At 71.7% G+C, this 21180-nt stretch carries 23 protein-coding genes and 1 pseudogene; 13 read left to right on the top strand and 11 right to left on the bottom strand.

Going from position 1 to position 21180, the window contains the following annotated elements:
* Positions 1-3: 3 nt before the first annotated feature.
* Entirely contained in the window at positions 4-768 is a 765-nt protein-coding gene (locus ACIP9H_RS35805) for an SDR family NAD(P)-dependent oxidoreductase (RefSeq protein WP_401963223.1), read from the bottom strand.
* Between the two features lie 122 nt (positions 769-890).
* On the bottom strand, positions 891-2372 hold the full coding sequence (locus ACIP9H_RS35800; RefSeq protein ID WP_401963221.1) for an MFS transporter: 1482 nt from the start codon (positions 2370-2372) through the stop codon (positions 891-893).
* Positions 2373-2647: 275 nt separating this feature from the next.
* On the opposite strand from ACIP9H_RS35800, the gene ACIP9H_RS35795 reads away from it, so the two are divergent.
* Together ACIP9H_RS35795 and ACIP9H_RS35790 are read left to right on the top strand one after the other, a co-directional pair.
* Positions 2648-3292: a TetR/AcrR family transcriptional regulator gene (locus ACIP9H_RS35795; protein ID WP_401594702.1), complete on the top strand. Its 645-nt coding sequence runs from the start codon at positions 2648-2650 to the stop codon at positions 3290-3292.
* 102 nt (positions 3293-3394) lie between these two features.
* Positions 3395-3847, top strand: coding sequence for a MarR family winged helix-turn-helix transcriptional regulator (locus tag ACIP9H_RS35790; RefSeq protein WP_401963219.1), 453 nt, complete (start codon positions 3395-3397; stop codon positions 3845-3847).
* A 9-nt stretch (positions 3848-3856) separates the two neighbouring features.
* Here ACIP9H_RS35790 and ACIP9H_RS35785 read toward each other — a convergent pair whose 3' ends face one another.
* The 7 genes and pseudogenes from ACIP9H_RS35785 to ACIP9H_RS35755 form a co-directional block, all read right to left on the bottom strand.
* Positions 3857-4267, bottom strand: coding sequence for a hypothetical protein (locus ACIP9H_RS35785; protein WP_401963218.1), 411 nt, complete (start codon positions 4265-4267; stop codon positions 3857-3859).
* 165 nt (positions 4268-4432) lie between these two features.
* On the bottom strand, positions 4433-5338 hold the full coding sequence (locus ACIP9H_RS35780) for an NAD(P)H-binding protein (protein WP_401963216.1): 906 nt from the start codon (positions 5336-5338) through the stop codon (positions 4433-4435).
* Positions 5335-5754 (bottom strand): hypothetical protein, encoded by a 420-nt coding sequence (locus ACIP9H_RS35775; protein WP_401963215.1) that lies wholly within the window; start codon positions 5752-5754, stop codon positions 5335-5337. The genes ACIP9H_RS35780 and ACIP9H_RS35775 overlap by 4 nt, the downstream gene beginning before the upstream one ends.
* 332 nt (positions 5755-6086) lie before the next feature.
* Positions 6087-6536: a DUF2199 domain-containing protein gene (locus ACIP9H_RS35770; RefSeq protein ID WP_401594935.1), complete on the bottom strand. Its 450-nt coding sequence runs from the start codon at positions 6534-6536 to the stop codon at positions 6087-6089.
* A gap of 184 nt (positions 6537-6720) precedes the next feature.
* Positions 6721-7923, bottom strand: coding sequence for an ABC transporter permease (locus ACIP9H_RS35765; RefSeq protein ID WP_401594714.1), 1203 nt, complete (start codon positions 7921-7923; stop codon positions 6721-6723).
* A pseudogene (locus ACIP9H_RS35760) lies at positions 7920-8611 on the bottom strand (ABC transporter ATP-binding protein). The gene ACIP9H_RS35765 and the pseudogene ACIP9H_RS35760 overlap by 4 nt, the downstream one beginning before the upstream one ends.
* A gap of 5 nt (positions 8612-8616) precedes the next feature.
* Positions 8617-9735, bottom strand: coding sequence for a peptidoglycan-binding protein (locus ACIP9H_RS35755; protein ID WP_401963213.1), 1119 nt, complete (start codon positions 9733-9735; stop codon positions 8617-8619).
* A 302-nt stretch (positions 9736-10037) separates the two neighbouring features.
* Between ACIP9H_RS35755 and ACIP9H_RS35750 the strand changes: the two genes are divergently transcribed.
* The 5 genes from ACIP9H_RS35750 (at position 10038) to ACIP9H_RS35730 (ending at position 13814) form a co-directional block, all read left to right on the top strand.
* On the top strand, positions 10038-10613 hold the full coding sequence (locus tag ACIP9H_RS35750; RefSeq protein ID WP_401963212.1) for a hypothetical protein: 576 nt from the start codon (positions 10038-10040) through the stop codon (positions 10611-10613).
* A 125-nt stretch (positions 10614-10738) separates the two neighbouring features.
* The gene (locus tag ACIP9H_RS35745; protein ID WP_401594721.1) at positions 10739-11371 is read left to right on the top strand and encodes an RNA polymerase sigma factor; all 633 of its coding nucleotides are present in this window, start codon (positions 10739-10741) and stop codon (positions 11369-11371) included.
* Complete coding sequence (locus tag ACIP9H_RS35740; RefSeq protein WP_401963210.1) at positions 11368-12003, top strand: hypothetical protein; 636 nt, start codon at positions 11368-11370, stop codon at positions 12001-12003. The genes ACIP9H_RS35745 and ACIP9H_RS35740 overlap by 4 nt, the downstream gene beginning before the upstream one ends.
* Before the next feature lie 149 nt (positions 12004-12152).
* The gene (locus tag ACIP9H_RS35735; RefSeq protein WP_401963208.1) at positions 12153-13397 is read left to right on the top strand and encodes an alpha/beta hydrolase family protein; all 1245 of its coding nucleotides are present in this window, start codon (positions 12153-12155) and stop codon (positions 13395-13397) included.
* A gap of 63 nt (positions 13398-13460) precedes the next feature.
* Positions 13461-13814, top strand: coding sequence for a DoxX family protein (locus ACIP9H_RS35730; RefSeq protein WP_401594730.1), 354 nt, complete (start codon positions 13461-13463; stop codon positions 13812-13814).
* Positions 13815-13854: 40 nt separating this feature from the next.
* On the opposite strand, the gene ACIP9H_RS35725 is transcribed toward ACIP9H_RS35730, so the two are convergent.
* Positions 13855-14442, bottom strand: a complete 588-nt coding sequence (locus ACIP9H_RS35725; protein ID WP_401594733.1) for a TetR/AcrR family transcriptional regulator — start codon at positions 14440-14442, stop codon at positions 13855-13857.
* 323 nt (positions 14443-14765) lie between these two features.
* On the opposite strand from ACIP9H_RS35725, the gene ACIP9H_RS35720 reads away from it, so the two are divergent.
* The 4 genes from ACIP9H_RS35720 to ACIP9H_RS35705 all read left to right on the top strand — a co-directional run bounded on the left by ACIP9H_RS35720 (position 14766) and on the right by ACIP9H_RS35705 (position 18270).
* A complete protein-coding gene (locus ACIP9H_RS35720; protein ID WP_401594735.1) occupies positions 14766-15380 on the top strand; it encodes an ester cyclase in 615 nt (204 codons plus the stop codon).
* 110 nt (positions 15381-15490) lie between these two features.
* Complete coding sequence (locus tag ACIP9H_RS35715; protein WP_401594738.1) at positions 15491-16258, top strand: SDR family NAD(P)-dependent oxidoreductase; 768 nt, start codon at positions 15491-15493, stop codon at positions 16256-16258.
* A 132-nt stretch (positions 16259-16390) separates the two neighbouring features.
* Complete coding sequence (locus ACIP9H_RS35710) at positions 16391-17233, top strand: enoyl-CoA hydratase/isomerase family protein (RefSeq protein ID WP_401963205.1); 843 nt, start codon at positions 16391-16393, stop codon at positions 17231-17233.
* Between the two features lie 68 nt (positions 17234-17301).
* Positions 17302-18270: an MIP/aquaporin family protein gene (locus ACIP9H_RS35705; protein WP_401963203.1), complete on the top strand. Its 969-nt coding sequence runs from the start codon at positions 17302-17304 to the stop codon at positions 18268-18270.
* A 114-nt stretch (positions 18271-18384) separates the two neighbouring features.
* On the opposite strand, the gene ACIP9H_RS35700 is transcribed toward ACIP9H_RS35705, so the two are convergent.
* On the bottom strand, positions 18385-19137 hold the full coding sequence (locus ACIP9H_RS35700) for an SDR family NAD(P)-dependent oxidoreductase (protein WP_401594940.1): 753 nt from the start codon (positions 19135-19137) through the stop codon (positions 18385-18387).
* A gap of 445 nt (positions 19138-19582) precedes the next feature.
* On the opposite strand from ACIP9H_RS35700, the gene ACIP9H_RS35695 reads away from it, so the two are divergent.
* Positions 19583-20341, top strand: coding sequence for a hypothetical protein (locus ACIP9H_RS35695; RefSeq protein ID WP_401963201.1), 759 nt, complete (start codon positions 19583-19585; stop codon positions 20339-20341).
* 190 nt (positions 20342-20531) lie between these two features.
* On the top strand, positions 20532-21146 hold the full coding sequence (locus ACIP9H_RS35690) for a PadR family transcriptional regulator (RefSeq protein ID WP_401963199.1): 615 nt from the start codon (positions 20532-20534) through the stop codon (positions 21144-21146).
* The last annotated feature ends 34 nt before the right edge of the window (positions 21147-21180 follow it).

The following is a 21180-nucleotide window of genomic DNA, read 5'->3' as shown; positions in this document are numbered from 1 at the left end:
CTTTCAGTAGCCGGCGGTCAGGCCGCCGTCGATGGCGAGCGCTGCGCCGGTGATGAACGGGCTCTCGTCGCTGAGCAGGAACGTCGCGAACGCGGCGATCTCCGACTCGTCGGCGGCGCGGCCGGTCGGCTGCCGGTCGAGGAGGGCGCTCGCGGCTGCCGGGTTGCTCTTGGTGAAGCCCTGCCACAGCGGGGTGTTGACCAGGCCGGTCACCAGGGCGTTGACCCGTACGCCGTCCTTGGCGGCCTCGAGCGCCGTGGAACGGGTCAGGCCCACGACTCCGTGCTTGGCGGCCGCGTAGGCGGCCGCGGCCGGGTCGCCGACCACGCCGACCACGGAGGCGTTGTTGACGACGGAACCGCCGCCGCTGGCGACGATCGCCGGGATCTCGTACGTGAGGCTGTGGAAGACACTGGTCAGGTTGAGGGCGATGACACGGTTCCAGAAGGACGTGTCGATGTCGCGGAGCGCGCCCTGGCTGTCGCCGCCGCCGGCGTTGTTGAACGCACCGTGCAGGCCGCCGAATTCGGTGACGGCGACGTCGACCAGGTGGGCGACCTCCTCCTCGACCGTGACGTCGGTCGGGACGAACAGGGCCTTCCCGCCCTCGCGGGCGATCTCCGCCGCGGTCGCCTCGCCGCGTGCCCTGTCGCGGGCGCCGATGAGCACGGTCGCCCCCTCGGAGGCGGCTCGCTTCGCGAACGCGGCGCCCATGCCGGAGGTGCCTCCGGTGACGACGACGACCTTGGACTGAAGGCGGTTGGACATGCTTCTCCCTTGGTTGCCCGGCGTGGCGGGGCCACGGGTTGCCGGGACGGACTGGTGCGGGGGTGCGGGGGTGGGGGGGGCGGGTGCGCGGCGCGGACGGCGCCGGCGGATGCCGCCCGGGGTCAGTGGACGGGGGCGGGGGCTTCCAGGGCTTCGGCCCCGGCGGCGGCCGAACCGTGCTCCGGGCGGGGGGCGTTCACCGCGAAGAAGGAGAACAGGGCGGCCACGGCCAGGAATCCGGCCGCCCACCAGAACCCCACGCTGAAACCGTGGACCAGTGCGGCGGGGGTCGCCGCCCCGCCGTGCCCGCGGTGGGCGGCGAGATAGGCCGCGGTGGAGCTCGCGGCGACGGTGTTCAGCAGGGCCGTTCCGACCGAGCCGCCGACCTGCTGGGAGGTGCCGACCATGGCGGAGGCGACGCCCGCGTCCTGCGGGGCGACCCCGTGGGTGCCCAGGCTCATGGCGGGCATGAAAGCGGTGCCGATGCCGAGGCCGGTGATGACCTCGGCGACGGCGAGCAGGCCGTAGGAGCTGTGCTCGTGCAGGAGGGCGAGCAGCAGTACGCCGACGCCGCTGACGAGGTAGCCGCCGGCCATGAGCAGCCCGGGGCGCATCCTGGCGGACAGCCGGGTGCCCAGGAGCATGGAGCCGGCGCCCTGCGCGACCCCCAGCGGCACGAACGCGAAACCGGCCGCGACGGGGGAGTAGCCCTTGACCAGCTGCAGGTAGTAGCTGAGGAAGAGGAACATGCTGAACATGCTCATCACGCCGAAGGCCACCGAGACGTAGGCGCCGGCCCGGTTGCGTTCGGTCAGCACGTGCAACGGGAGCAGCGGCGACGCGATCCTGCCCTGCGTGATCAGGAAGGCCAGGAGCAGCACCGCGCTCCCGACGAGCATGGCGACGGTGAGGCCCGAGCCCCAACCGCGGCTCTCCGCCTCGGAGAAGCCGAAGACCAGGGCGACCAGTCCGAGGGTGGCCAGGATCGCGCCGGGCAGGTCGATGCGGCCGCGCCGTTCCGCGCCGGGGACGTCGTGCACCACGGTGAGCGCGCCGACGATGCCGACGACGGCGAACGGGATGTTGACGAACATCGACCAGCGCCAGTTCAGGTACTCGGTGAGCACACCGCCCAGCACCAGGCCGAGCACGCCGCCCGCGGTGGCGATGGCACCGTAGATGCCGAACGCCTTGGCCCGCTCCCTGGCGTCGGTGAACGTCAGCGAGATCAGGGCGAGCGCGGCGGGGGCGAGCAGGGCCCCGAACACACCCTGTCCGGCACGGGCGACCAGCAGAACGCCCAGGCCGTTCGCGGCTCCGCCGAGCGCGGACGCCAGGGCGAAGCCGACCAGCCCGATGGTGAACGCGCGCTTGCGGCCGAGCAGGTCGCCCAGGCGGCCGCCGAGGATGAGCAGACCGCCGAAGGCCAGCCCGTAGGCGGTGATGACCCACTGGCGGCCGCCGTCGGAGAAGTGCAGGGCGTGCTGTGCGGAGGGGAGCGCGATGTTCATGACCGCGCTGTCCAGGAACACCATCAGCTGGGCGATCGAGATGAAGAGCAGTGCCGCCCAGCGGCGCGGATGCGGATGACGGGGTGCAGACATGGCAGGGCGTTCTCTCGGTGCGGGAGGAGGAGACGTCGGTGCGGAGACGGGCTCCTGGACGCGACGTCGTCTTAAAGACGCGGCTCCTGGCGCTCGGGGGGCCCGGGGGCCCGGGGCGCAAGCGGACCGCGTGGTCAGCTTGACCGTAACACGTAAGCGGACCGGGCGGTCACGTTAACTGCGCCACAAACGGACCGGACGGTCATGTTCGGCTCCCGTGAAACTGACCCATGGGTCCGGTTGAGTTAGACTCGCCGCGGTACGAAGGAGGCGCCATGACGGAACCGGCAGCGGCCAGACCGATGCGCAGCGATGCCGTACGGACCCGGAAACTGCTGGTCGGCGCGGCGTCCAAGGCGTTCGCCGAGCGGGGCGCCGAGGTGTCCGTCGCCGAGATCGCGGGGCTGGCCGGGATCGGCAAGGGGACCGTGTTCCGGCACTTCCCCACGAAGGGCGACCTTCTCGCGGCGATCGTCTCCGAGAAGATGCACGCCCTCGCCGCGACCGGCGAGCGGCTGACGCAGGCCGCGGACCCCGGGCCCGCGCTGTGCGAGTTCATGAGCGCCGCGATCGAACTCCAGGTCGAGGACCGCGCCTTCTGCCAGGTCGTCGACGGGGTGGCCCGCGACCATGCCGAAGTGCGCAGGAGCCAGGAGAGGGTGGCCGCTGTCACCGACGCGCTGACCGACCGCGCGCGCCGGGACGGAGCCGTCCGCCCGGACATCACCGGCCAGGACGTCATGCTGATGATGAGCGGGATCCCGCAGACCACGTCCCGCCTGCACGCGTCCCAGCCGCACCTGTGGCGCCGCTACCTGCGCCTGGTCTTCGACGGCATGCGCGCCACCGGCGTCCCGCCGCTCCCGGGCCCCCCGCCCGGCACGGGCAGTGCGGACCCCCTCACGCCCGCGGGCCCCTGAGCCCGGTGCCGGGCGATACGCCCGGGCCGGCGGGCATCGCCCGCCGTTTCCCATGTGCGAGCATTTGCTCGTATCGTGGGAGGGCAGAGTTTGGAGGGGACGATGACCGCCACACCCGCGGACAACGACGTCGCGTGCAACAGCCTGGCCCTGCGCAAAGCGGCGCGGTACCTCGGCGCGACCTACGACAAGGCCCTGGCGCCGGTGGGCCTGCGCGGCACGCAGTTCAGCATCCTGCAGAAGCTCAGCGTGCTCGGCGAGATGACGATCACCGGCCTCGCCGACGTGATCGCCATGGACCGTACGACGATGGCCTCGAACCTCAAGCCGCTGGTCCGGGAGGGACTGGTCACCGTCGAGCCCTCGCCGGCCGACCGCCGGGCGCGGATCGTCACGCTCACGCCCGACGGGCGCTCCCGCGTGAAGGCGGCGCTGCCGCTGTGGAGAGAGGTGCAGACCCGGTTCGAGGAGAGCTTCGGCGACGCCGAGGCCGCCCGGCTGCGCACCGCCCTCGAAGCCGTCCTCCACACCGGTTTCACCCCCTGGGCCGAGTAGGGGCGGGGCTCAGGACCCGTCGGCGAGGAAGTGCTCCGCGAGGGATGTGCCGGCGAACTCCCGGTGCATCTCGCGCGAGAAGAGCAGCATCGCGTTGCGCGGCCGGTGGTTGACGACGAGCTTCTCGTACTCGCCCGCGGCGTTCCGGGCGACCGTGACGACGACGTGGAGGGGCTCGCCCTTCACCTGGGTGCGGTACTCCTCGATGAAGCCGTTGTCGCCGTAGTCGCCGGTGTACGCGAAGTCCTGGAACTCGTAGAGCCCGCGGGCGGCCGTCACCACCGCGCGCACGGCCTCCGGGCCCCGGATCGGGCCGTTGTCGATGAACGAGCCCTGGCCGGTGACGTTGTCGGCCGGCTTGTCCAGCCACCACGGGTAGTAGCCGAGTCCCTGGCCGTTGCCGCTTTCCGTGTTCGACATGGTGTGCCTCCTCGAGGACGGAGCGATGGGGATCCGGGCGCCGTTCACCGGCCGGCGGCGTCCGGCCGGGCGCCGCGCTCGTGCAGCCGTACCCCAGCAGACGTCCGGCCTGCTTCAAGGCGCTTGAGGCAGGCCGGACATGTGGGTGAGCGGGGCCGAAGTCGCTCAGCCCAGGTAGAAGTCCTTCCGGGCGGCCACGAACGCCTCGATCGACTGGGGAGCGGTGCCGGTCACCTGCTCGACACCGTCGGAGGTGCGGTCGTAGCGGTTCTCCCGGTGCAGTCGGCCCATGGCCGCGATGTGGCGCTCGATGTGCGGCGGCAGGCCCACCTTGGCCAGGACTTCGGTCTCCCACCGCTCCTGCGGCACGTCCACGTAGGACACCGTGCGGCCCAGCGCACGCGAGAACTCCGCGGCCAGCTCGTGCATGTCGACCGAGCGAGGACCGGTGAGTTCGTGCACCTGCCCGATGTGCGGAGCCGGATCGCACAGCACGGTGGCGATCACGCGGGCGACGTCGTCCACGGACACCGGTGAGGTGCGTCCTGCGCCGAACGGCAGCGCGATGGTGCCGTTCTCCTGGATGGTCCGCGCCGCGAGTGCGGTGAACAGCGGGTTGTCCAGGAACGAGGTCGGCCGGATGTGGACCACGGGCAGGGCCGACCAGTCCAGCACCTGCTCGGCCAGCCAGTGCAGCCGCTGCTGGTGGGACTCGCCGGTGCTGGTGGCCGTCATCTGCGACACCGTCATCTGCGAGAGGTCGACCAGGGCGTCCAGTTCGCCGTACTCCCGTGCCACCGAGGCCACCACGGTGGCCGCCAGGAGGTGATCGGGCGACACGCGCATGGCGAAGTACATGCGCGACACGCCTTCGAGGGCGGCCGCCACGGTCTCGGGCCGCGTCAGATCGCCGACGACGATCTCCGCGCCGAGCTCCCGCAACGCGGCCGAACGCTCGTCCTCGCGGCGGACCATGACACGCACCGGTATGCCGTGGGCACGCACATGGTCGAAGACCACGCGGCTCACGCCGCCGGCGCCGGACAGGAGCACGCGATGGCCGGCGGTCATCGGGCGGCCTCGTCGGCGAGGAAGTGCTCCGCGAGCGGGGTGCCGGCGAACTTCTCGTGCATCAGACGGGAGAAGCGCAGCAGCGCAGTGCGCGGCCGGTGGAGCACCGCGAGTTCCTGGGCCTGCCCGGCGGAGTTGCGGACCACCGTGACGACGACCTTCAGCGGCTCGCCCTGGACCGAGGCGTCGTAGATCTCGAGGAAGCCGTCGTCGCCGAAGTCGCCGGTGAAGCCGAAGTCCTGGAACTCGTACAGCTCGCGGGCCTTGACCACGATGGCGCGCACGGCGTCCGCGCCACGCGCGGTGCCGTTCATCGCCGCGCCTTCGAGGGTGGCGTCGGCGGCCAGGTTGTCGAGCCACCAGGGGTAGTAGCTCAGCCCCTGGGTGGCGGCGTTCCCGGTGTCCGGATCGGGCATGTCCAGTCTCCTTCGGAGGTCGGTCGACGGCCCGGGCGCAGGCCGCGGGCAGCCTCGGTTGATAATTATGAGCATATGCTCCTATTGGCGGGCGGGCAAACGACGCGCCGCCGACGGTGCCACAAGGGTTCGTGCAGGTGCCGGTCCGTGCCCCGGGTGAAGCCCACGTCCCCGGAGCCGAAGGGCGCCCCGCCGGGACGTAGCGGCCCGGACCGCCGGCGCCGACGGGCGCGGTGGTTTCGGGCGGCGGGGCATGCGGTCGGGGATACGTGGCCCGATCGGCCACACCCCACGCGCTGGACGACTTCGGTGCGGCCTTCGCCCGGGGTGGCTCAGGACGGATGCAGCACGGCCATGGCGATCTCCCGCACCCGCTCCCGGCTGATCCCGGTGCGCTGTTCGACGGCGAGCGGATGGCTGGTGGGCTCCAGCTCGACGAAGGGCCGCCGGCCGATCGGTCGCGTGTGGACGTGGGTCTTCAGATTGGTGGTGCCGGGGGAGTAGAGCGCGAGCTCCGTGCTGAGCCAGCCGAACGACGGCGGCTCGGCCTCGCGGCCCTCCGTGTCCCACACCTCGAGGGCGCGGGCGAAGTTGTCCCTGCTCAGGGAAACCCAGACGCCCCAGGAGAAGACGTCCTGGCCGCCGATCACCGGTATCTCGATCAGGCCCCTGACGAAGAAGTGCTGACCCTTGATCACGCACTGGTCGGAGGAGAGCATGCTGTCGGGATCACCCTCGAAGCGGCGATCCCAGGCGTCGGGGGCCATGGTCGAGTAGCCCATGGGGAGTTCCGCATGGTGTTCGCCGCAGTGCGAGCAGGTGAAACCGAGATCGGTGGACATGGCGCGAGCCTAGTGACCCCCTGCGCAGGGGTTCCCCGGGCATCGGGCGGCCGTCCGCGAACGCCGGGCTCCGGCGGCGCTCCGCGAGGTCCGTCCGCGGAGCGCCGCCCGGCGCCCCCGGGCGTCAGGTGGAGCCGAGCGCCTCGGTCGGCGGGAGCCTGCTGGCCCGGAGGGCCGGGTAGAGGCCGGCCAGGCCGCCGATGACCTGCGTGGCGGCGAAGGCCGCCGCCAGTGTCCACAGGGGGATGACCGAGGGCCAGTGCTGGGTGACGGCGAAGCCCGAGGTCGCCGCGGCGCCCAGGAGGATGCCCCCGCCGCCGCCGAGGCCCGACAGCAGGAGTGATTCGGACAGGAACTGCAGGCGGATCTGCCCCCTGGTCGCGCCCAGGGCCCGGCGCAGGCCGATCTCGGACCGCCGCTCCAGCACCGAGATGACCATGGTGTTGGCCACTCCCACCCCGCCGACCAGCAGCGCGACCGCGCCGAGGGCGAGCAGCAGGGCGCCGAAGGTCCTGTCGCCGGCCTGTTTCGCCGCCAACGCGTCGGAAGGCCGGGAGACGGAGACCTCGAAGGGGTTCTCGGGGTTGGCGGTCCGCGCGAGCACGCCGCGGACCGCGTCGACCTGGTCGTCCAGGGCGCGGGTGTAGATGGTGGTGGGGTGCCCGTCGAAGCCGAGCCGCTGCTGGGCGTCGGGCCAGCCCACCAGCACCGCCGTGTCGAGTTCGGGGGCCAGCGTGACGGGGTCGAGGATGCCGATGACGCTGTACCACGTGCCGGCGACGAAGATCTGGATCCCGGCGTCGGGGGCGGCAAGGCCGAGCCGCCGCGCGGCCACGGAGCCGAGCACCGCGGCCGGGTACCGGGAGGTCGCCGCGTTGAGCCAGGTCCCGGAGCGGACGGTGGCCCCGACCGTCGCCGGCAGATCGGTGCGCGCCGCGTACAGGGCCAGCCCGCCGCTCTCCTGCGGGGGGACCTTGTCGGAACGGTAGACCTTGGCGCCCTCGATCCGGCCGACCGCGGAGACGCCGGTCACCGGTCCGATCCGCCCGATCATCCCCACGGCCTGCTCGGGGAGGCTGCTCTGCCGCCCGTCGAGGCCCTGTCCCGGCTGGACGGTGAGGAGGTTGGTGCCCAGTTGCGCCAGCAACCGGTCCAGGCCGGCTCGCGACGAGGCGGAGACGGCCACCACGGCCACCATCGCCGCGATGCCGATGGCGATGCCGAGCGCGGACAGGAACGCCCGCAGCGGTCTGGTGCGCAGGCCCACGCTGCCGACGCGGACCACGTCCCGCGGTCGCATCCGCGCGGGGCGCAGGGGTGTGGTCATGTCCGTGCCTCCGCATGCGCCCGCCCCGGCCCGCTGTCCGGGACGATCCGGCCGTCGCGCATGCGGACTTGGCGCGGCAGGCTCCGGGCGATGCCCTGGTCGTGGGTGATGACGACGATCGTGGTGCCGCTCCGCTGCAGTTCCGTGAGCAGCGCGAGCACCCCCTCCCCGGACGCGGTGTCGAGATTTCCCGTGGGCTCGTCGCAGAGCAGCAGGGCGGGGTCGCCCATCACCGCGCGGGCGATGGCCACGCGCTGCCGTTCGCCGCCGGACATCTGCTGCGGCCGGTGGCCGAGCCGGTGGCCGAGGCCCACCCGGTGCAGCGCCGCCTCCGCCATCCGGCGGCGGCGTGCCGTGCCGACCCCCGCGTACAGCAGCCCGTCACTGACGTTGTCCACGGCGGACAGTCCCGGCGCGAGGTGGAACTGCTGGAAGACGAAGCCGATCCGGCGGGCCCGCAGCGCCGACAACTGCCGGTCCGGCAGCCGCCGTACGTCGTGCCCGTCGATCTCGACCCGTCCGCGGGTCGGCAGGTCCAGGGTGCCCAGCAGATGCAGCATGGTCGACTTCCCCGAGCCGGACGGGCCGACGACGGCCAGCAGTTCGCCGCGGTCGATCGTCATGGACACCTCGTCCACGGCGTGACGTCCCCGGGATACACCTTGGTGACCCGCTCCAGGCGGACCATGGGGGTCACTGCGGCACCCCGACCCTCGATCCGGCCCTGATGCCGGGACCGGAGACCTCCACCTTGCCGGAGGCGAACATCCCGGTGGTGACCGGCACATACGTCGACGTGGTGCCGTCCACGACCTGCAGGCCGTACCCGCCGTCGGCCAGTGCCACCAAGGCCTCCACCGGTACCGCCAGGACGTTCCGGTGCACCAGGGCGGTGAACGTGACCTCCACGCCGGCGCCGTCGAACGGTGCGGCGGCCCGCTGCGCCCCGGCACCGGACAGCGCGACCAGGACCTGCACGGTCGGGTCCCCGGCGGGTCCCGCGTCCGCCTCGCCCGGGTCGGCACCCGTACCGGTGCCGCCGTCGGCGGCCGAGCCCGAAGCCGCCATGGCCACGGTCGCCGGCACCGTCGAGCCGTCGGGCAGCGTCACCTTGATCCTGCTGCCGGGGACGGCCAGCGGCTTGTCGGCCAGTTTCAGCTGCGTGCGCACCGTCCGGGTGGTGTCGGTGGCGGCCATCACCTGCTGTCCGGCGACCGCCGCGTCACCGGTGGAGACCTTCTCGTCGCTCACCCGGGAGGGCCCGGGCAGGAACACCACCTGTCCCAGGGCCACGGCGCCGGTCACCTTCTGCCCGGTGTCCTTCTGCCACCGCCGGACGGCGGCCCCGGTCTTGGCCGAGAACGTGCTGTCCACCGTGAAACCGCCGTAGCCGAGACCGGCGAGGTTCTGCTCCAGCTCCAGCACGTCGTCCCCCACCACGCCGGACTTCAACTCCCGGTAGGCCGGCAGGAGCCCGTACAGCAGGGTCACCGGGCGGTCGTCCACGGCGAAGAGCCGCTGCCCCCGGGCGACGGTCGCGCCGACGGCGGGCAGCGCGGTGTACGTTCCCGCGAGCCTGTTGCTGACCTGGACCGGGTGGGCGAAGCCCAGCGTCCCGGGTGCTGTCGCGGTCTGCGTCAGGGTCTGCCGGGTCACCACGGCGGTGGCGACCGCGAGTTTCCGGGAGGGCGCGGGCGCCCGGTTCCCGGTGCGGATGCCGACGACCGCCACCGCGACCGCCGCGCCGGCCACCACCACCGCCACGGCCACCAGCAGGGGCCCCCGGCTCCGCGGCTGCGAGCGCCTACCCACGGGACCGTCCCGACGGCTCGCTGCGGCGGCCGCCGACCGCCGTGGCGCTGTGCCTCATGTGCTGCTCCTCATGACTGTCCTCATGGCTCGTTCACGCCGTACTGCCACCGAGGCCCGGACGCCTTGCAGTGGTCTGCGTCACAGGGGCGCCCGTCGGCGCCGTGTGAGGCGCGTCACGGGAAGGCGCCGCTGCCGGGCGGCAGTACGGGATGCCGAGCGGCCGCTCTCGCGCCGGACCCGGACACGAGGAAGACGAGGAAGACAGAGCCTTGAGAAGTCGTACATCACTGACGGTGGCCTGCATGGTGACCATGGGCCTCGCGGCCCTGGCCGCGTGCGCCGGCGGCCCGTCCGCGGGCAGCGCCGACCGGACCATTCCCACCGCCCAGGTCGCGGCCCCGTCCGCGCCCGGCACCGGCACCACCACCGCGCCCGCCCCGAGCACTTCAGCCCCTTCAGCCGTCCCGACCTTCAAGGACCGGAGCGAGGCGACGGGCACGAAATACGCGCGGTGCATGCGGAGCAACGGCGTCGACATCCCGGATCCGGCCACTCCGGAGTTCACCGTCGACTACCCGCCGACCGCCAAGGGCAAGGCGGCCTTCCGCGCCTGCTCACCGTTCCTGCCGGAGAAGTTCCACGCCCAGCTCCCCACCGCCGAGGAACTGGAACAGGACTTCGCGTTCGCCAAGTGCATGCGCGCGGCAGGACTGACGGACTACCCCGACCCGGACGGCAAGTACGGCGGCGAGGTCATCGACACCCGCTCCCAGTGGTTCCACGACCCGCGGCTCGAGGACATCAACAAGAAGTGCCACACGACCTACCCCCTGGCCGGGAGGGCGAGCGGACCGCGCGACTTCGGCCCGATGGGCTGAGTCCGGGGTGATCGGCCGCGAGCGGCCGGACGTACGGTGAGCTCCACGACGCACCGCCTCGCGGGACGACCCGCGTGTGAGCCACATCATGGGAAGGGGTGCTGTCCGGCGAGGCAGAGATGGGTATGGACGACGATTTCCGGGCTCGGATACGGGCGGGTGACGAGGGCGCTTTCGGCGTGCTGTTCCGTGAGCACGCCACCTCGGTCTACAACTACTGCTTCCGTCTGACGGGCGACTGGGCGGCGGCGGACGACTGCACGTCGCTGGTGTTCCTCGAGGCATGGCGATCCCGGGCGAAAGTGGACCGGCAGGGCGGCACCCTGCTGCCCTGGCTGCTGGGTGTCGCGACCCGCGTGGTCCACCGGCACCGACGGGTGGCCTGGAGGAATCAGCGGCTGATGAGGCGGCTGCCCGCGATCCAGCTGGTGCCGGATCTCGCCGACGAGGTGGTGGGCCGGCTGGACGACCAGGACCGGATCGCGGCGGCCATGGACGTCGTCAACCGCCTGCCACGGGCCGACAGGGACGTCCTGGCCCTGTGCGTGTGGGGCGGGCTGGACTACGAGGGCGCGGCCGAGGCCCTGGGCGTGCCGGTCGGTACCGTCGGCTCCCGGCTGTCGCGGGCCCGGCGGCGCCTGGAGAAACTCACGGAGAAGAGCACCGGCCCGGCCAGGGCGACCGGAGCCGGCGACCGGCAGCCGGCGCCGGGCGACCGAGCGGACGTGGTCCTGCTGAACGGGAGGAAGAAGCGATGAACAGGGACCTGGACCACGACGACCTGCAGGCACTGCGCCGGATGCTTCCGGCCCCGGCCGAACGGGACTTCCCGCCGGGCCGCCGACGCCAGCACGAGGAACACCTGACGGCCAGTTGGCTGCGGCTGTCCCGCGGCCCGGGCACGCGGCGCCGCCTCCTCGTCCGCATCGCGACGCCCCTCGCGGTGGCCACGGCAGCGGTCGGGGCGTTCACCGCCTTTCAGCTGTCCACGACGGTTTCGGCCGACCGCACGCCCCGCGTCACGGCGTCCCGCGACGCCTCCCCCCGACCGGCCGACAGCCCGCTCACCAACATCAGCACCGCTGCCTACACCCTGGACCGCGAGCAGGGCGACGCCGTCAGGATCACCGTCCGCGCCGGTGCCGCGCAGACGGCCGACGCCGCCCAACTGCAGAAGGACCTGGCAACAATGGGCCTTCGGACCTGGGTCACCCGCGGGCGCACGCAGACCTCCTCGCCGATCACCTACACCCTCGCCATGCGGGACAAGAACGGCGACTTCGTCGCCGTCCTCTCCCGCACGGTCCTCAGCCGGAACGGGGAGACGGTCGTGTTCTCCCGCGAGGCCGAAGACACGGACGCCCTGACCGTCACGCTCGGTGGCGCCTGACGCCACTGCCGTACCCGGGCTGACCTGCGGCCTTTCGCATCTGCGAAAGGCCGCCACCGGCACTAGGCTGGAGTGGATACGCCATCCCCGCGCCGGGTGGTGGGTCCCGTCGATCCGGGCTCGGCGAAGCTGCCACCCCGGGAGCCGTCGTGCGCCATCTGCTCTTCGCCCAGGACGAGAACTTCTGGTTCGAAACGCTCCGTTCGCTCGGGCACATCGCCTACGGCGGTGCCGACTTCGGAGAAGTGGAAGCCACGGCCGAGCGGATCCGCCCCGGGGACTACGACAGTTGGTTCGACGAGTGGTACGCCACCGCGCAACGCATCCGTGCGCTCGCCGACGAAGCCCGTGCACAGGGACATGTGAACACCGCCCGGGACAGCTACCTGCGCGCCTCCAACTACTACCGCACGGCGGAGTTCTTCCTCCACGGAAATCCTGCGGACCCCCGGATCCTGATGACCTACGACAAGGCCGTCGACGCGTTCCACGACTTCGCCGCACTGAGCGGCACCTCCGTCGCACGCGTGGACATCCCCTTTGAGGGCGCCACCCTCCACGGCTACTTCTATCCCAGCCCGCTTCCGGGCGAGCAGCCGGTCGTGGTCATGCACAACGGCTTCGACGGGACCGCGGAGGAGATGCACTTCTTCGGCGCGGTCGCCGCCCAGGAACGCGGATACCACGTACTGACCTTCGACGGACCGGGCCAGCCCGGCGCGCGCCAGCACCAGGGGCTCCTCTTCCGCCCCGACTGGGAGAACGTCGTCGGCCCCGTCCTCGACCACCTCTCCGAGTTGCCGGACGTGGACACCGGCCGGGTGGCCCTGCTCGGCGTCAGCCTCGGTGGCGAACTCTGCCTCCGCGCCGCCGCGTTCGAGCCGCGCATCAAGGCCGTCATGGCCGTGGACGGGGTCTACGACTTCAGTCAGCTGATGCTCCGCTTCATCGAGGGAGACCCGGAGAAGGTGCGGGCGGCACTGCGGGCACCGGAGGCTCCGGAGATAGACGAGCAACTCGCCGCGGCCGCCGAATCGAGCCCCACCGCGCGATGGGCCATCACCCACGGCATGTACGTCATGGGCGGCGACACACCTCGCCAGTACGCCGCACGCACCCTGGACTTCAACGTGCGCGACGGCGTGGCGGAGCGGATCGACTGCCCCGTGCTGATCTGCGAGGCCGAGGACGACCTCTTCTTCAAGGGACAACCCGAGGAAGTCTTCGGCCATCTCACGGCACCCGACAAGACGCTGCTGCGACTCACCGACGCGGAAGGCGCCGGAGCGCACTGCCATGTGGGCGGGCAGCGGTACGCCTTCGGCAAGATCCTCGACTGGCTCGCCGACCGGATCCCTGTGGCGGAGCCCGCCGCGTCCGCCGTCCCGGCCTGAGGACCCGGCGCGCGCGGAGAGCTGCGCCGGGCAGGCGGACCGAGCACGGCCCCTGACGCCGCTGTGATCCTCAGCGCCCTGCTCGCCCTCGTCTCCCTGGCCGCCGGTGTGCCCGAGGCGCAACTCAAGGGCGCGGTGCCGGACCGTCTCATCGAGAAGGGGCTCGGCTCCGGCCCGGTCCGCTTCATCGGCATCGCGGAGGCGGCCGCGGCCGTCGGACTGGTCGTCGGTATCTGGTGGCAGCCACTGGGCATCGCCGCCGCGACGGGCATGGCCGTGCTGTTCATCGGCGCCGTCGCCTTCCCCGCGGAGAAGGGCGAGTACGGCGACGGCGCGACCCGCAATGCCGCGACGGTCCCCGTCCTGCTGCTGCTCGTGGCCGCGGCCACCGTCGTCACGCCGGCCGCGTCCCTGTAAGGGCGACCCTCTTCGCCGGCGTCGCGTCCCCGGCATGTGCTTACGGGAGCAGGCCTCGCAGGACGAGGTGTGAGAGGGCGTCGGCCATGGCGGTCCTGTCCTGCTCGGCCGCGGGTGCCGCGGCCTGGTCCAGCCGTTCGGCGATCGGGTCCTGTGCCAGGGCCAGCGCGGGAGCGGTGATGGCGAAGTACAGGACGTGCGTCGGCACGCGCGGAATGCGGCCGGCCGCCATGAGGCTGTGGACGGTCGGTTCGATGCTGTCCCAGAACGGCTTGATGAATCGCTGGTGGAGGTAGTCGAGGCGGTCGGAGTCGCGGGTCGACTCGTCGCTGATCAGCCGGTTCATGCCTGAGGCGTCGGCGGCCACGCGGTAGAGCGCGACGACGACGTTCCGCAGGCGCTCGTCGTCGTCGCGGCCCTCCGCGAGCAGCCGGTCGAGCGCGGGCTGAGTGTCCCGCAGTCCGAAGTCCACCACGGCGCGCCAGAAGTTCCCCTTCGATCCGTAGCGTTCATGGACGAAGTTGTGGCTGACGTCGAGCCGCCGGGCCAGCTCGCGCATGGTGGTCGCGGCGTAGCCGAGCTCGGCGAAGGTGGCCAGGCCCCGCCGGAGGATCTCGCTCTCGTCCATGCGGACCGGAGCGAACCTCCCGCGCGCCGTCTCCTTCGTGTCCCGCGCCGGTGTTCCTTCCGTCACTGCGGCATCTCTCCGTTCGTGCCCCGTGGCCTCGTCCAGGTCGTGCCTGTCGAGCGCCGGTTCCCCTTGGTCCGTCCTCGAAGGCGCGATGCCATCATTCTCCGCCGCAGGTCACGCGACCGTTCGGTACCCAGGCCGTTCGTGCCGTCCGCAGCCGGATCTGGTGCTTGACGGCTGTCAAGCCACGACGCATGATTGACGCGTCAAGTACATCGGTGCCGTCAGGCGCCGACTCCTCCGTCTTTCAGGAGTGCCCCGTGTTCCTCAGCAAGAGCCGTGAGGCCGCGTCCACCCCCGGTGCCCGCTCCCTGGCCGCACGGCGCAGGAAGGTGATCGGTGCCGCGGCCGGCGTCGCCGCCGTCGCCCTGACCGCCGTGGCCGTACCCGCCGTCGCGCAGGGCCAGGGGCCGGACGCCGCCTCGGCCGGCCACGCGCGCCACCACTACCTGTCGCCGCTGCAGGTCACCTCGGCCTACTACGCCAGCTACAACGGCGACCTGGCCGCCGGCTTCAACCGCTACATCTCCAAGGACCTGGTGCTCCACGGCTTCAACGGCCCGGAGAACCGGGAGGACTGGCTCAACGGCGACCTCAACATCAAGGCCGGGCTGACCGGCTTCAAGATGACCGTCCTGGACCAGATCGTCGAGGGCGACAAGGTCGTCACCCGATGGAGCTTCGCGGGGCGCCACACCGGGACGGTCTTCGGCATCCCGGCCTCCGGCCGCGAGGTCCAGCTCAGCGGCATCTCCATCGACCGCGTGATTCACGGCCAGTCCGTGGAGCACTGGTCGGAGGGCAACTTCGGCGTTTTCCTGGACACGCTCCGCGGTGAGACGCCTCCCGGCACCGTTCACCCCAGCACCAAGTAGCCCGGCGACGAGCCCGTCCCGGGCGTGCCGTGCCCACGGTGGGCGCCCGGGACGGGCCGCGGTCGGGGCGCGGGGGCATTCGCACCATTGATTCGGCAGGAGAACGTTCCATGGCATCTCTTCTTGACGGCAAGGTCGTGCTGATCACCGGCACCGGCGTGGGTATGGGCCGCGTCGCGGCACAGGTGTTCGCCAGAGAAGGCGCGAAGGTCGTCGGATGCGACATCCGGGCCGACGCCAACGAGGAGACCGTCGGCCTCGTCCGCCGCGCGGGCGGTGAGATGACGGGCATCGCACCGATCGACCTCACCGACCCCGGTCAGGTGGGGCACCTGGTCGAGGACGCGGCGGCGGCCTACGGCGGACTCGACGTCGTCTACAACAACGCCGCCTCCCTGCGCTTCGGGTCCATGCCGGACTTCCCGGTCGAGGACTGGCGGGCGACCATCACCGGCGAACTCGACATCCCCTTCTTCGTCTCGAAGTTCGCCTGGCCCCACCTGGTGCGCCGCGGCGGCGGCGTCATCATCAACGTCGCGTCGATGGCGGGCATGATCGCCGGTCACAACCCCCCGATGGTCGGGCACACCGCCGCCAACGCCGGAGTCATCGGCATGACCCGGCAGATGGCCCTCGAAGGCGCCGCTCACGGGATTCGCGCGGTCGCGATCAGCCCCGGCCCCGTCCTGACCCCTGCCAGTGACCGCGACCTCGGCGACAACCAGGCGATGCGGGACGCGATCACCGGCAAGACACTGCTCAAGCGGTTCGCCCAGCCCGAGGAAGTCGTCGAGCTCGCGGCCTTCCTCGCCTCCGACCGGGCCTCGTACATCACCGGCGCCAACTACGCCGTCGACGGTGGCGCCAGCGCCTGGTGACCCGGGACGGCCCTGCTCCCACCCCCGTCTCCCCGGGGTGGGAGCAGGGCCCGTGACCCGGGGGACCGGGGTCGTCCCTCCGCTGGACGCGACCGGGTTGCCGCTCCCTCACCGGACATTAGTGTCGGGCCCATGGACTCACCGACGAGGTTCACGCTGACCGAGCACACGCCCACGTACTGGCGCGTGACCTTCGACAACCCGCCGGTCAACCTCGTGGACGCGACGATGACGAGCGAGCTGGACGCCGTCTTCACGCGTGCCGAGGCGGCCGGAGTCGCGGTCGTCGTCTTCGACAGCGCGGACCCCGAGTTCTGGATCGCCCACTACGACCTCTCCGCCAAGGACGAGTTGGCGTACGTACTGGCCCACCCGCAGGAGGTCCATCCCTTCACGGCCCTCCTCACCCGGCTGAGCAAGCTCCCCATGGCGACCATCGCCTCCGTCAGGGGCATCGCGCGCGGCGCGGGCAGCGAGTTCCTGCTCGCCGCCGACATGAGGTTCGGCAGCCGGGAGAGGGCCGTCATCGGCCAGTTCGAGATCGGGATGAGCGCGATCCCCGGCGGAGGACCCGCCACGCGCCTGCCCGCACTCGTCGGGCGGGGCAGGACCTTCGAGATCCTCCTCGGAGGCCTCGACCTCGACGGAGACCTCGCCGAACGCTACGGCTACCTGAACCGCGCCTTCCCCGACGCCGAACTCGACGGCTTCGTCGACGAACTGGCCTCCCGTATCGCCTCCTTCGACCTGCAGACGATCAAGGACATCAAGCACTTCGTCAATGTCGCGACCCTGCGGCCGGACGGTGAGTTCAAGGACCAGATGGACGCCTTCTGGGCCGCGGTGAACCGTCCGGCCCAGCAGCACGTCGCACAGCACCTGTTCGAGGCCGGCCTCCAGCAGCGCGGCGAGCTGGAACGCGACCTCCCGCACTGGGTCACGCGGTTCCAGTACCGAGCCGGCGCCGACGCCTAGACCTCCGCCGAGCCCGGCGGTCCTCGGCGGGCTGCCGTCCCCGTACGCCTGGTCACGAGGGAGCCCTGATGGCCGTTGAGATCCCGCCCCTCGTGAGCCCCGCGCGGATCCGGCGCCGGGAGGGCCTGCTCGGCGAGTGCCTCGCCGAGTTCCTGGGGATGTTCGTCCTCGTCTCGTTCGGATGCGGCGTGGCCGCCATGGCCGTCGCGGCGCTGCCCGGATCCGGCCGCACCGCGGGACCCACCACGAGCTTCGTCGGCGCGGGCGACTGGGTCATGCCCGTGCTCGGCTGGGGCCTGGCCGTGACCTTCGGTGTCTACGTCGCCGGCGGCGTCAGCGGCGCGCACCTCAATCCGGCGGTCACGCTCGCCTTCGCGGTGCGGCGCCGGTTCTCCTGGGCCAAGGTCGTCCCGTACATGTTCGCGCAGCTCGTCGGCGCCTTCGCAGGAGGCGTCCTGGTGTACGCGGTGTACCACGACGCGATCAGCGCCCTGGAGCAGGCGATGAAGGGGCCGAAGACCGACGGGCACACGCTGGCGAGCTTCTCGATCTTCGGCACGGTTCCCGCGCCGTACTTCCACGGCAGCATGTGGGGCCCGCTCGTGGACCAGATCGTCGGCGCCGCGTTCATGCTCGTCTTCATCATGGCCGTCATCGACCTGCGCAACCCGGCCGTCCGGGTCTACCTGGGGCCGGTCGTCATCGGCCTGGGGGTCGCCGCCATCGGCCTGTCGTTCGGCGCGAACGCGGGCTACGCCATCAACCCCGCCCGCGACCTCGGCCCGCGCCTGTTCGCCTGGGCGATGGGCTGGGGGCAACTCGCCCTGCCCGGCTCGCAGCCCGGCGCCTTCAGCGACTACTTCTGGGTCCCCATCGTCGGCCCGCTCGTCGGCGGCGTCGTCGGGGTCCTGGTGTACGACCTCTTCATCGGCGACGTCCTCTACATCCGCACGCGCATGGCCAAGCCCCCGGAGGTCGGCTGCACGCGCCCGGTGACCACCACGCCGGACAAGGGCGCCCTCACGCCGCGCGGGTGAGGGCGCCGGCCGGCATTCCTCGTCGGGAGCGGATGCGGATTGCCGCCGGCCCGGCCGGTGGTCCCCCCACGGGCGCAGGGCGCGACACGTCCCCCTCGGGGGCGGCACAGCGGATCAGGCGGCCCGGACGATCCCGCCGTCGACGAGCAGCTCTATGCCGGTCACGAAGCTGCTCTGTCCGGAAGCGAGGAACAGTGCGGCGGAGGCCTGCTCCTCGGGCCGCGCGACGCGACCCAGCGGGATCGAGCCGGCCAGCATGTCCTTGAAGTCCTCGTGGCTGACGCCTTCGGGAGCGGCCTCGTCCACACCAGGGGTGTCCGTCGAGCCAGGGGCGAGTGCGTTGACGCGAATACCGCGGCCCTTGAGTTCACTGGCCCAGGTACGGGTGAAGGAGACGATCGCCGCCTTGGCCGCGGCGTAGACGCCCAGTCCGGCGATGGCGGAGCTGGCGGCAATGGAGGACGCGAGAATGACCGACGCGCCGTCGTTGAGCAGAGGTAGGGCCTTCTGCACCGTGAACAGCGTGCCGCGCATGTTGAGTCCGACGACCCGGTCGAAGTGCTCCTCGGTCACCGCCTCCAGGGGCACGAACCCGCCGCCGCCGGCGTTCGCGAACAGGACGTCGATGCGACGGCCGTCGTTGCCGACCGTGGCGAACAGCGTGTCGAGATCGTCAAGGTCGGTGATGTCACCGGCCACGCCGGTGGCCGCCGGTCCAATGGAGGCCACGGCCGCGTCGAGCTCCTCCTTGCTGCGGGCGGTGAGGTAGACGTGGGCGCCTTCCTCCGCGAAGCGTCGTGCGGCGGCAAGGCCAATACCCTTGCTGCCACCTGTGACGACCGCGACCTTGCCGTCGAGTTCACCCATTTCACGTACTCCATCTGCTTCGGCATTCCGGATGACATCGGATTTCATCCGCTCTCAGCGATTACATGTCCTGGCCTGCACGGGGATCAATGACGATTTCGATCACCACCCATACCCTCGCGGTATGAAAGGCAGCCGTCCCTGCGGCGCCTGCGCGGTCCTGGACGGCGCAAGGGACATGGCGCACGGGGCGCGGCCGGGAGAGCCGGCGCTTCCGTCTGTGGTACCGGTTCCGCGGGAGCGGGTTCCCCCGTGGGGAGGAGCGGCAGGGTACCGAGGCGCCGGGTGCGGACCGGTGTCGGCTGACATCTTCTGTCGTGCCGGGTCGTCCGGCACCAGTCACTGGAGGGTCCCCGCCGGCCGCACCGGGCTGTGGGCGCACCGGCCCTCACACGATCGTCGTCCGCGGGACGGCATCGGACTGGACCGTAGGAAGTGGGGTTCCATGCGCGCGCCTGTCCGTTCGCTCGTCGCCGCCGTCGCCGCCTCCCTGATCGTGGGGGCTGTCGCGGCGCCGCACGCCCAGGCCGGCGGCCCGGTCGGCGAACTGCAGACATCCAGTGTCGTCGTGAACTCGGGGAATGCCGTGGCGGTCGACTCCTCCGGCACGGTGTCCGTGCCCGCGTCGATGTTCGTCTCCGACTGGGACGGCCTCGCCAGCGCCGGCGGGACGCTGTACCAGGGCGTCAGCACCACAGACAATGACCGGAGCGTGCAGCTCACCGGTTGTGAATGGCCGTCCAGTGCCGCCCGCGTGAGTGCCACCTGCTCCATGAAGGGCACCCTCGACGGACTGAAGCACTCGCAGGCAGGCACATGGAACATGTCCGCCGACGCCTACGGCGGCCTCTTCCTCCAGCACCGCCACATCGACACCGCGGCGACCTTCGGCGTGCTGCGGGCCAGCAAGCTGGTCGCGGGTGTCGGGGCCAGGCCGGTCAAGGGTCAGCCGGTCACTCTCTCCGGTCATCTGACCCGGGCCGACTGGGAGACCCACGTGGATGAGGACTATGCCGGCAAGCAGGTGCTCGTGCAGTTCTGCGCATCCACGTGCAGTGCCGGTGCGACCCTGACGACCGACGGCAACGGCCGCTTCCGTACCACCGTCTCCTCGGCGGTGGTCGGCCTCTGGAGGGTCTCCTCCGCGGCCACCGCCGACACCGCCGCGCCCATCCCTGCGTGGACCGCGGCCGTCATCTGGTGAGCGTGTGACCGGATCGGCGGCGGTCGCCCATGCCCTCGCGGCCGCGTCGGGCTTCGAGCAACCGGGCTTACGACCCGGCGTCGGGATCGCTTGAGCGCTGCCGGCGACCCTCCACGGGCCTTGTCAGGCGACAGGTTCCGATATATCGTTGAGGCATCGCGATCGTACGACGATGGAGGGAAGCGTCATCATGCGTTCCTACGGACACGGACACTTCGGCCCCGGCCATCACGGCCGGGGCGAGCACGAGGGGGACGGGCGGCGGGCCGCGTTCGGGCCGTTCGGGCCGCCGTTCGGCGGGCCGGGGCCCTGGGGTCCCGGGCCCTGGCACGGGGGGTGGGGCGGACGGGGCGGGCCTCGGGGGAGGGCGCGGCGCGGCGATGTCCGCGCGTCGATCCTCGCCCTGCTCGCCGACCGGCCCATGCACGGCTACGAGATGATCAGGGAGATCGCCGAGCGCAGCGGCGGCGCGTGGAAGCCGAGCCCCGGCTCGGTGTACCCGACGCTGCAGTTGCTGGAGGACGAGGGCCTGATCAGCAGTGAGTCGGAGGGCGGCAAGAAGCTCTTCACGCTCACCGAGGCCGGCCGCGCCGAGGCGGCGGAAGGGCCGGACGCCCCCTGGGAGGAGGCCGGGCGCGGCATCGACTGGGATGCCATGAACGAGATCCGCAAGGCGGGCGGCGGCCTGGTCGACGCCTTCCGGCAGGTCTGGGCGACCGGTACGCCCGAGCAGCGCGACAAGGCGCTGGCCGTGGTCAACGAGGCCCGGAAGAAGCTGTATCTGATCCTCGCCGACGAGGACTGAGGACTGAGGACCGAGGACTGGCGCAGCGCGACGG

This window comes from Streptomyces sp. NPDC088732 (assembly GCF_044751205.1).
Classification (GTDB): Bacteria; Actinomycetota; Actinomycetes; order Streptomycetales; family Streptomycetaceae; genus Actinacidiphila.
This window is presented reverse-complemented; position numbering and strand designations above follow the sequence as displayed.

Excerpts from the sequence above, each read along its gene's own strand:
- ACIP9H_RS35790 (WP_401963219.1), top strand. The coding sequence starts at position 3,395 with ATGACCGCCACACCCGCGGACAACGACGTCGCGTGCAACAGCCTGGCC.
- ACIP9H_RS35745 (WP_401594721.1), top strand. The coding sequence starts at position 10,739 with ATGGACGACGATTTCCGGGCTCGGATACGGGCGGGTGACGAGGGCGCT.
- ACIP9H_RS35770 (WP_401594935.1), bottom strand. The coding sequence starts at position 6,536 with ATGGGCTACTCGACCATGGCCCCCGACGCCTGGGATCGCCGCTTCGAG.
- ACIP9H_RS35805 (WP_401963223.1), bottom strand. The coding sequence starts at position 768 with ATGTCCAACCGCCTTCAGTCCAAGGTCGTCGTCGTCACCGGAGGCACC.
- ACIP9H_RS35750 (WP_401963212.1), top strand. The coding sequence starts at position 10,038 with ATGGTGACCATGGGCCTCGCGGCCCTGGCCGCGTGCGCCGGCGGCCCG.
- ACIP9H_RS35705 (WP_401963203.1), top strand. The coding sequence starts at position 17,302 with ATGGCCGTTGAGATCCCGCCCCTCGTGAGCCCCGCGCGGATCCGGCGC.
- ACIP9H_RS35775 (WP_401963215.1), bottom strand. The coding sequence starts at position 5,754 with ATGCCCGATCCGGACACCGGGAACGCCGCCACCCAGGGGCTGAGCTAC.
- ACIP9H_RS35800 (WP_401963221.1), bottom strand. The coding sequence starts at position 2,372 with ATGTCTGCACCCCGTCATCCGCATCCGCGCCGCTGGGCGGCACTGCTC.
- ACIP9H_RS35700 (WP_401594940.1), bottom strand. The coding sequence starts at position 19,137 with ATGGGTGAACTCGACGGCAAGGTCGCGGTCGTCACAGGTGGCAGCAAG.
- ACIP9H_RS35795 (WP_401594702.1), top strand. The coding sequence starts at position 2,648 with ATGACGGAACCGGCAGCGGCCAGACCGATGCGCAGCGATGCCGTACGG.
- ACIP9H_RS35715 (WP_401594738.1), top strand. The coding sequence starts at position 15,491 with ATGGCATCTCTTCTTGACGGCAAGGTCGTGCTGATCACCGGCACCGGC.
- ACIP9H_RS35710 (WP_401963205.1), top strand. The coding sequence starts at position 16,391 with ATGGACTCACCGACGAGGTTCACGCTGACCGAGCACACGCCCACGTAC.
- ACIP9H_RS35765 (WP_401594714.1), bottom strand. The coding sequence starts at position 7,923 with ATGACCACACCCCTGCGCCCCGCGCGGATGCGACCGCGGGACGTGGTC.
- ACIP9H_RS35725 (WP_401594733.1), bottom strand. The coding sequence starts at position 14,442 with ATGGACGAGAGCGAGATCCTCCGGCGGGGCCTGGCCACCTTCGCCGAG.
- ACIP9H_RS35740 (WP_401963210.1), top strand. The coding sequence starts at position 11,368 with ATGAACAGGGACCTGGACCACGACGACCTGCAGGCACTGCGCCGGATG.
- ACIP9H_RS35780 (WP_401963216.1), bottom strand. The coding sequence starts at position 5,338 with ATGACCGCCGGCCATCGCGTGCTCCTGTCCGGCGCCGGCGGCGTGAGC.
- ACIP9H_RS35785 (WP_401963218.1), bottom strand. The coding sequence starts at position 4,267 with ATGTCGAACACGGAAAGCGGCAACGGCCAGGGACTCGGCTACTACCCG.
- ACIP9H_RS35695 (WP_401963201.1), top strand. The coding sequence starts at position 19,583 with ATGCGCGCGCCTGTCCGTTCGCTCGTCGCCGCCGTCGCCGCCTCCCTG.
- ACIP9H_RS35690 (WP_401963199.1), top strand. The coding sequence starts at position 20,532 with ATGCGTTCCTACGGACACGGACACTTCGGCCCCGGCCATCACGGCCGG.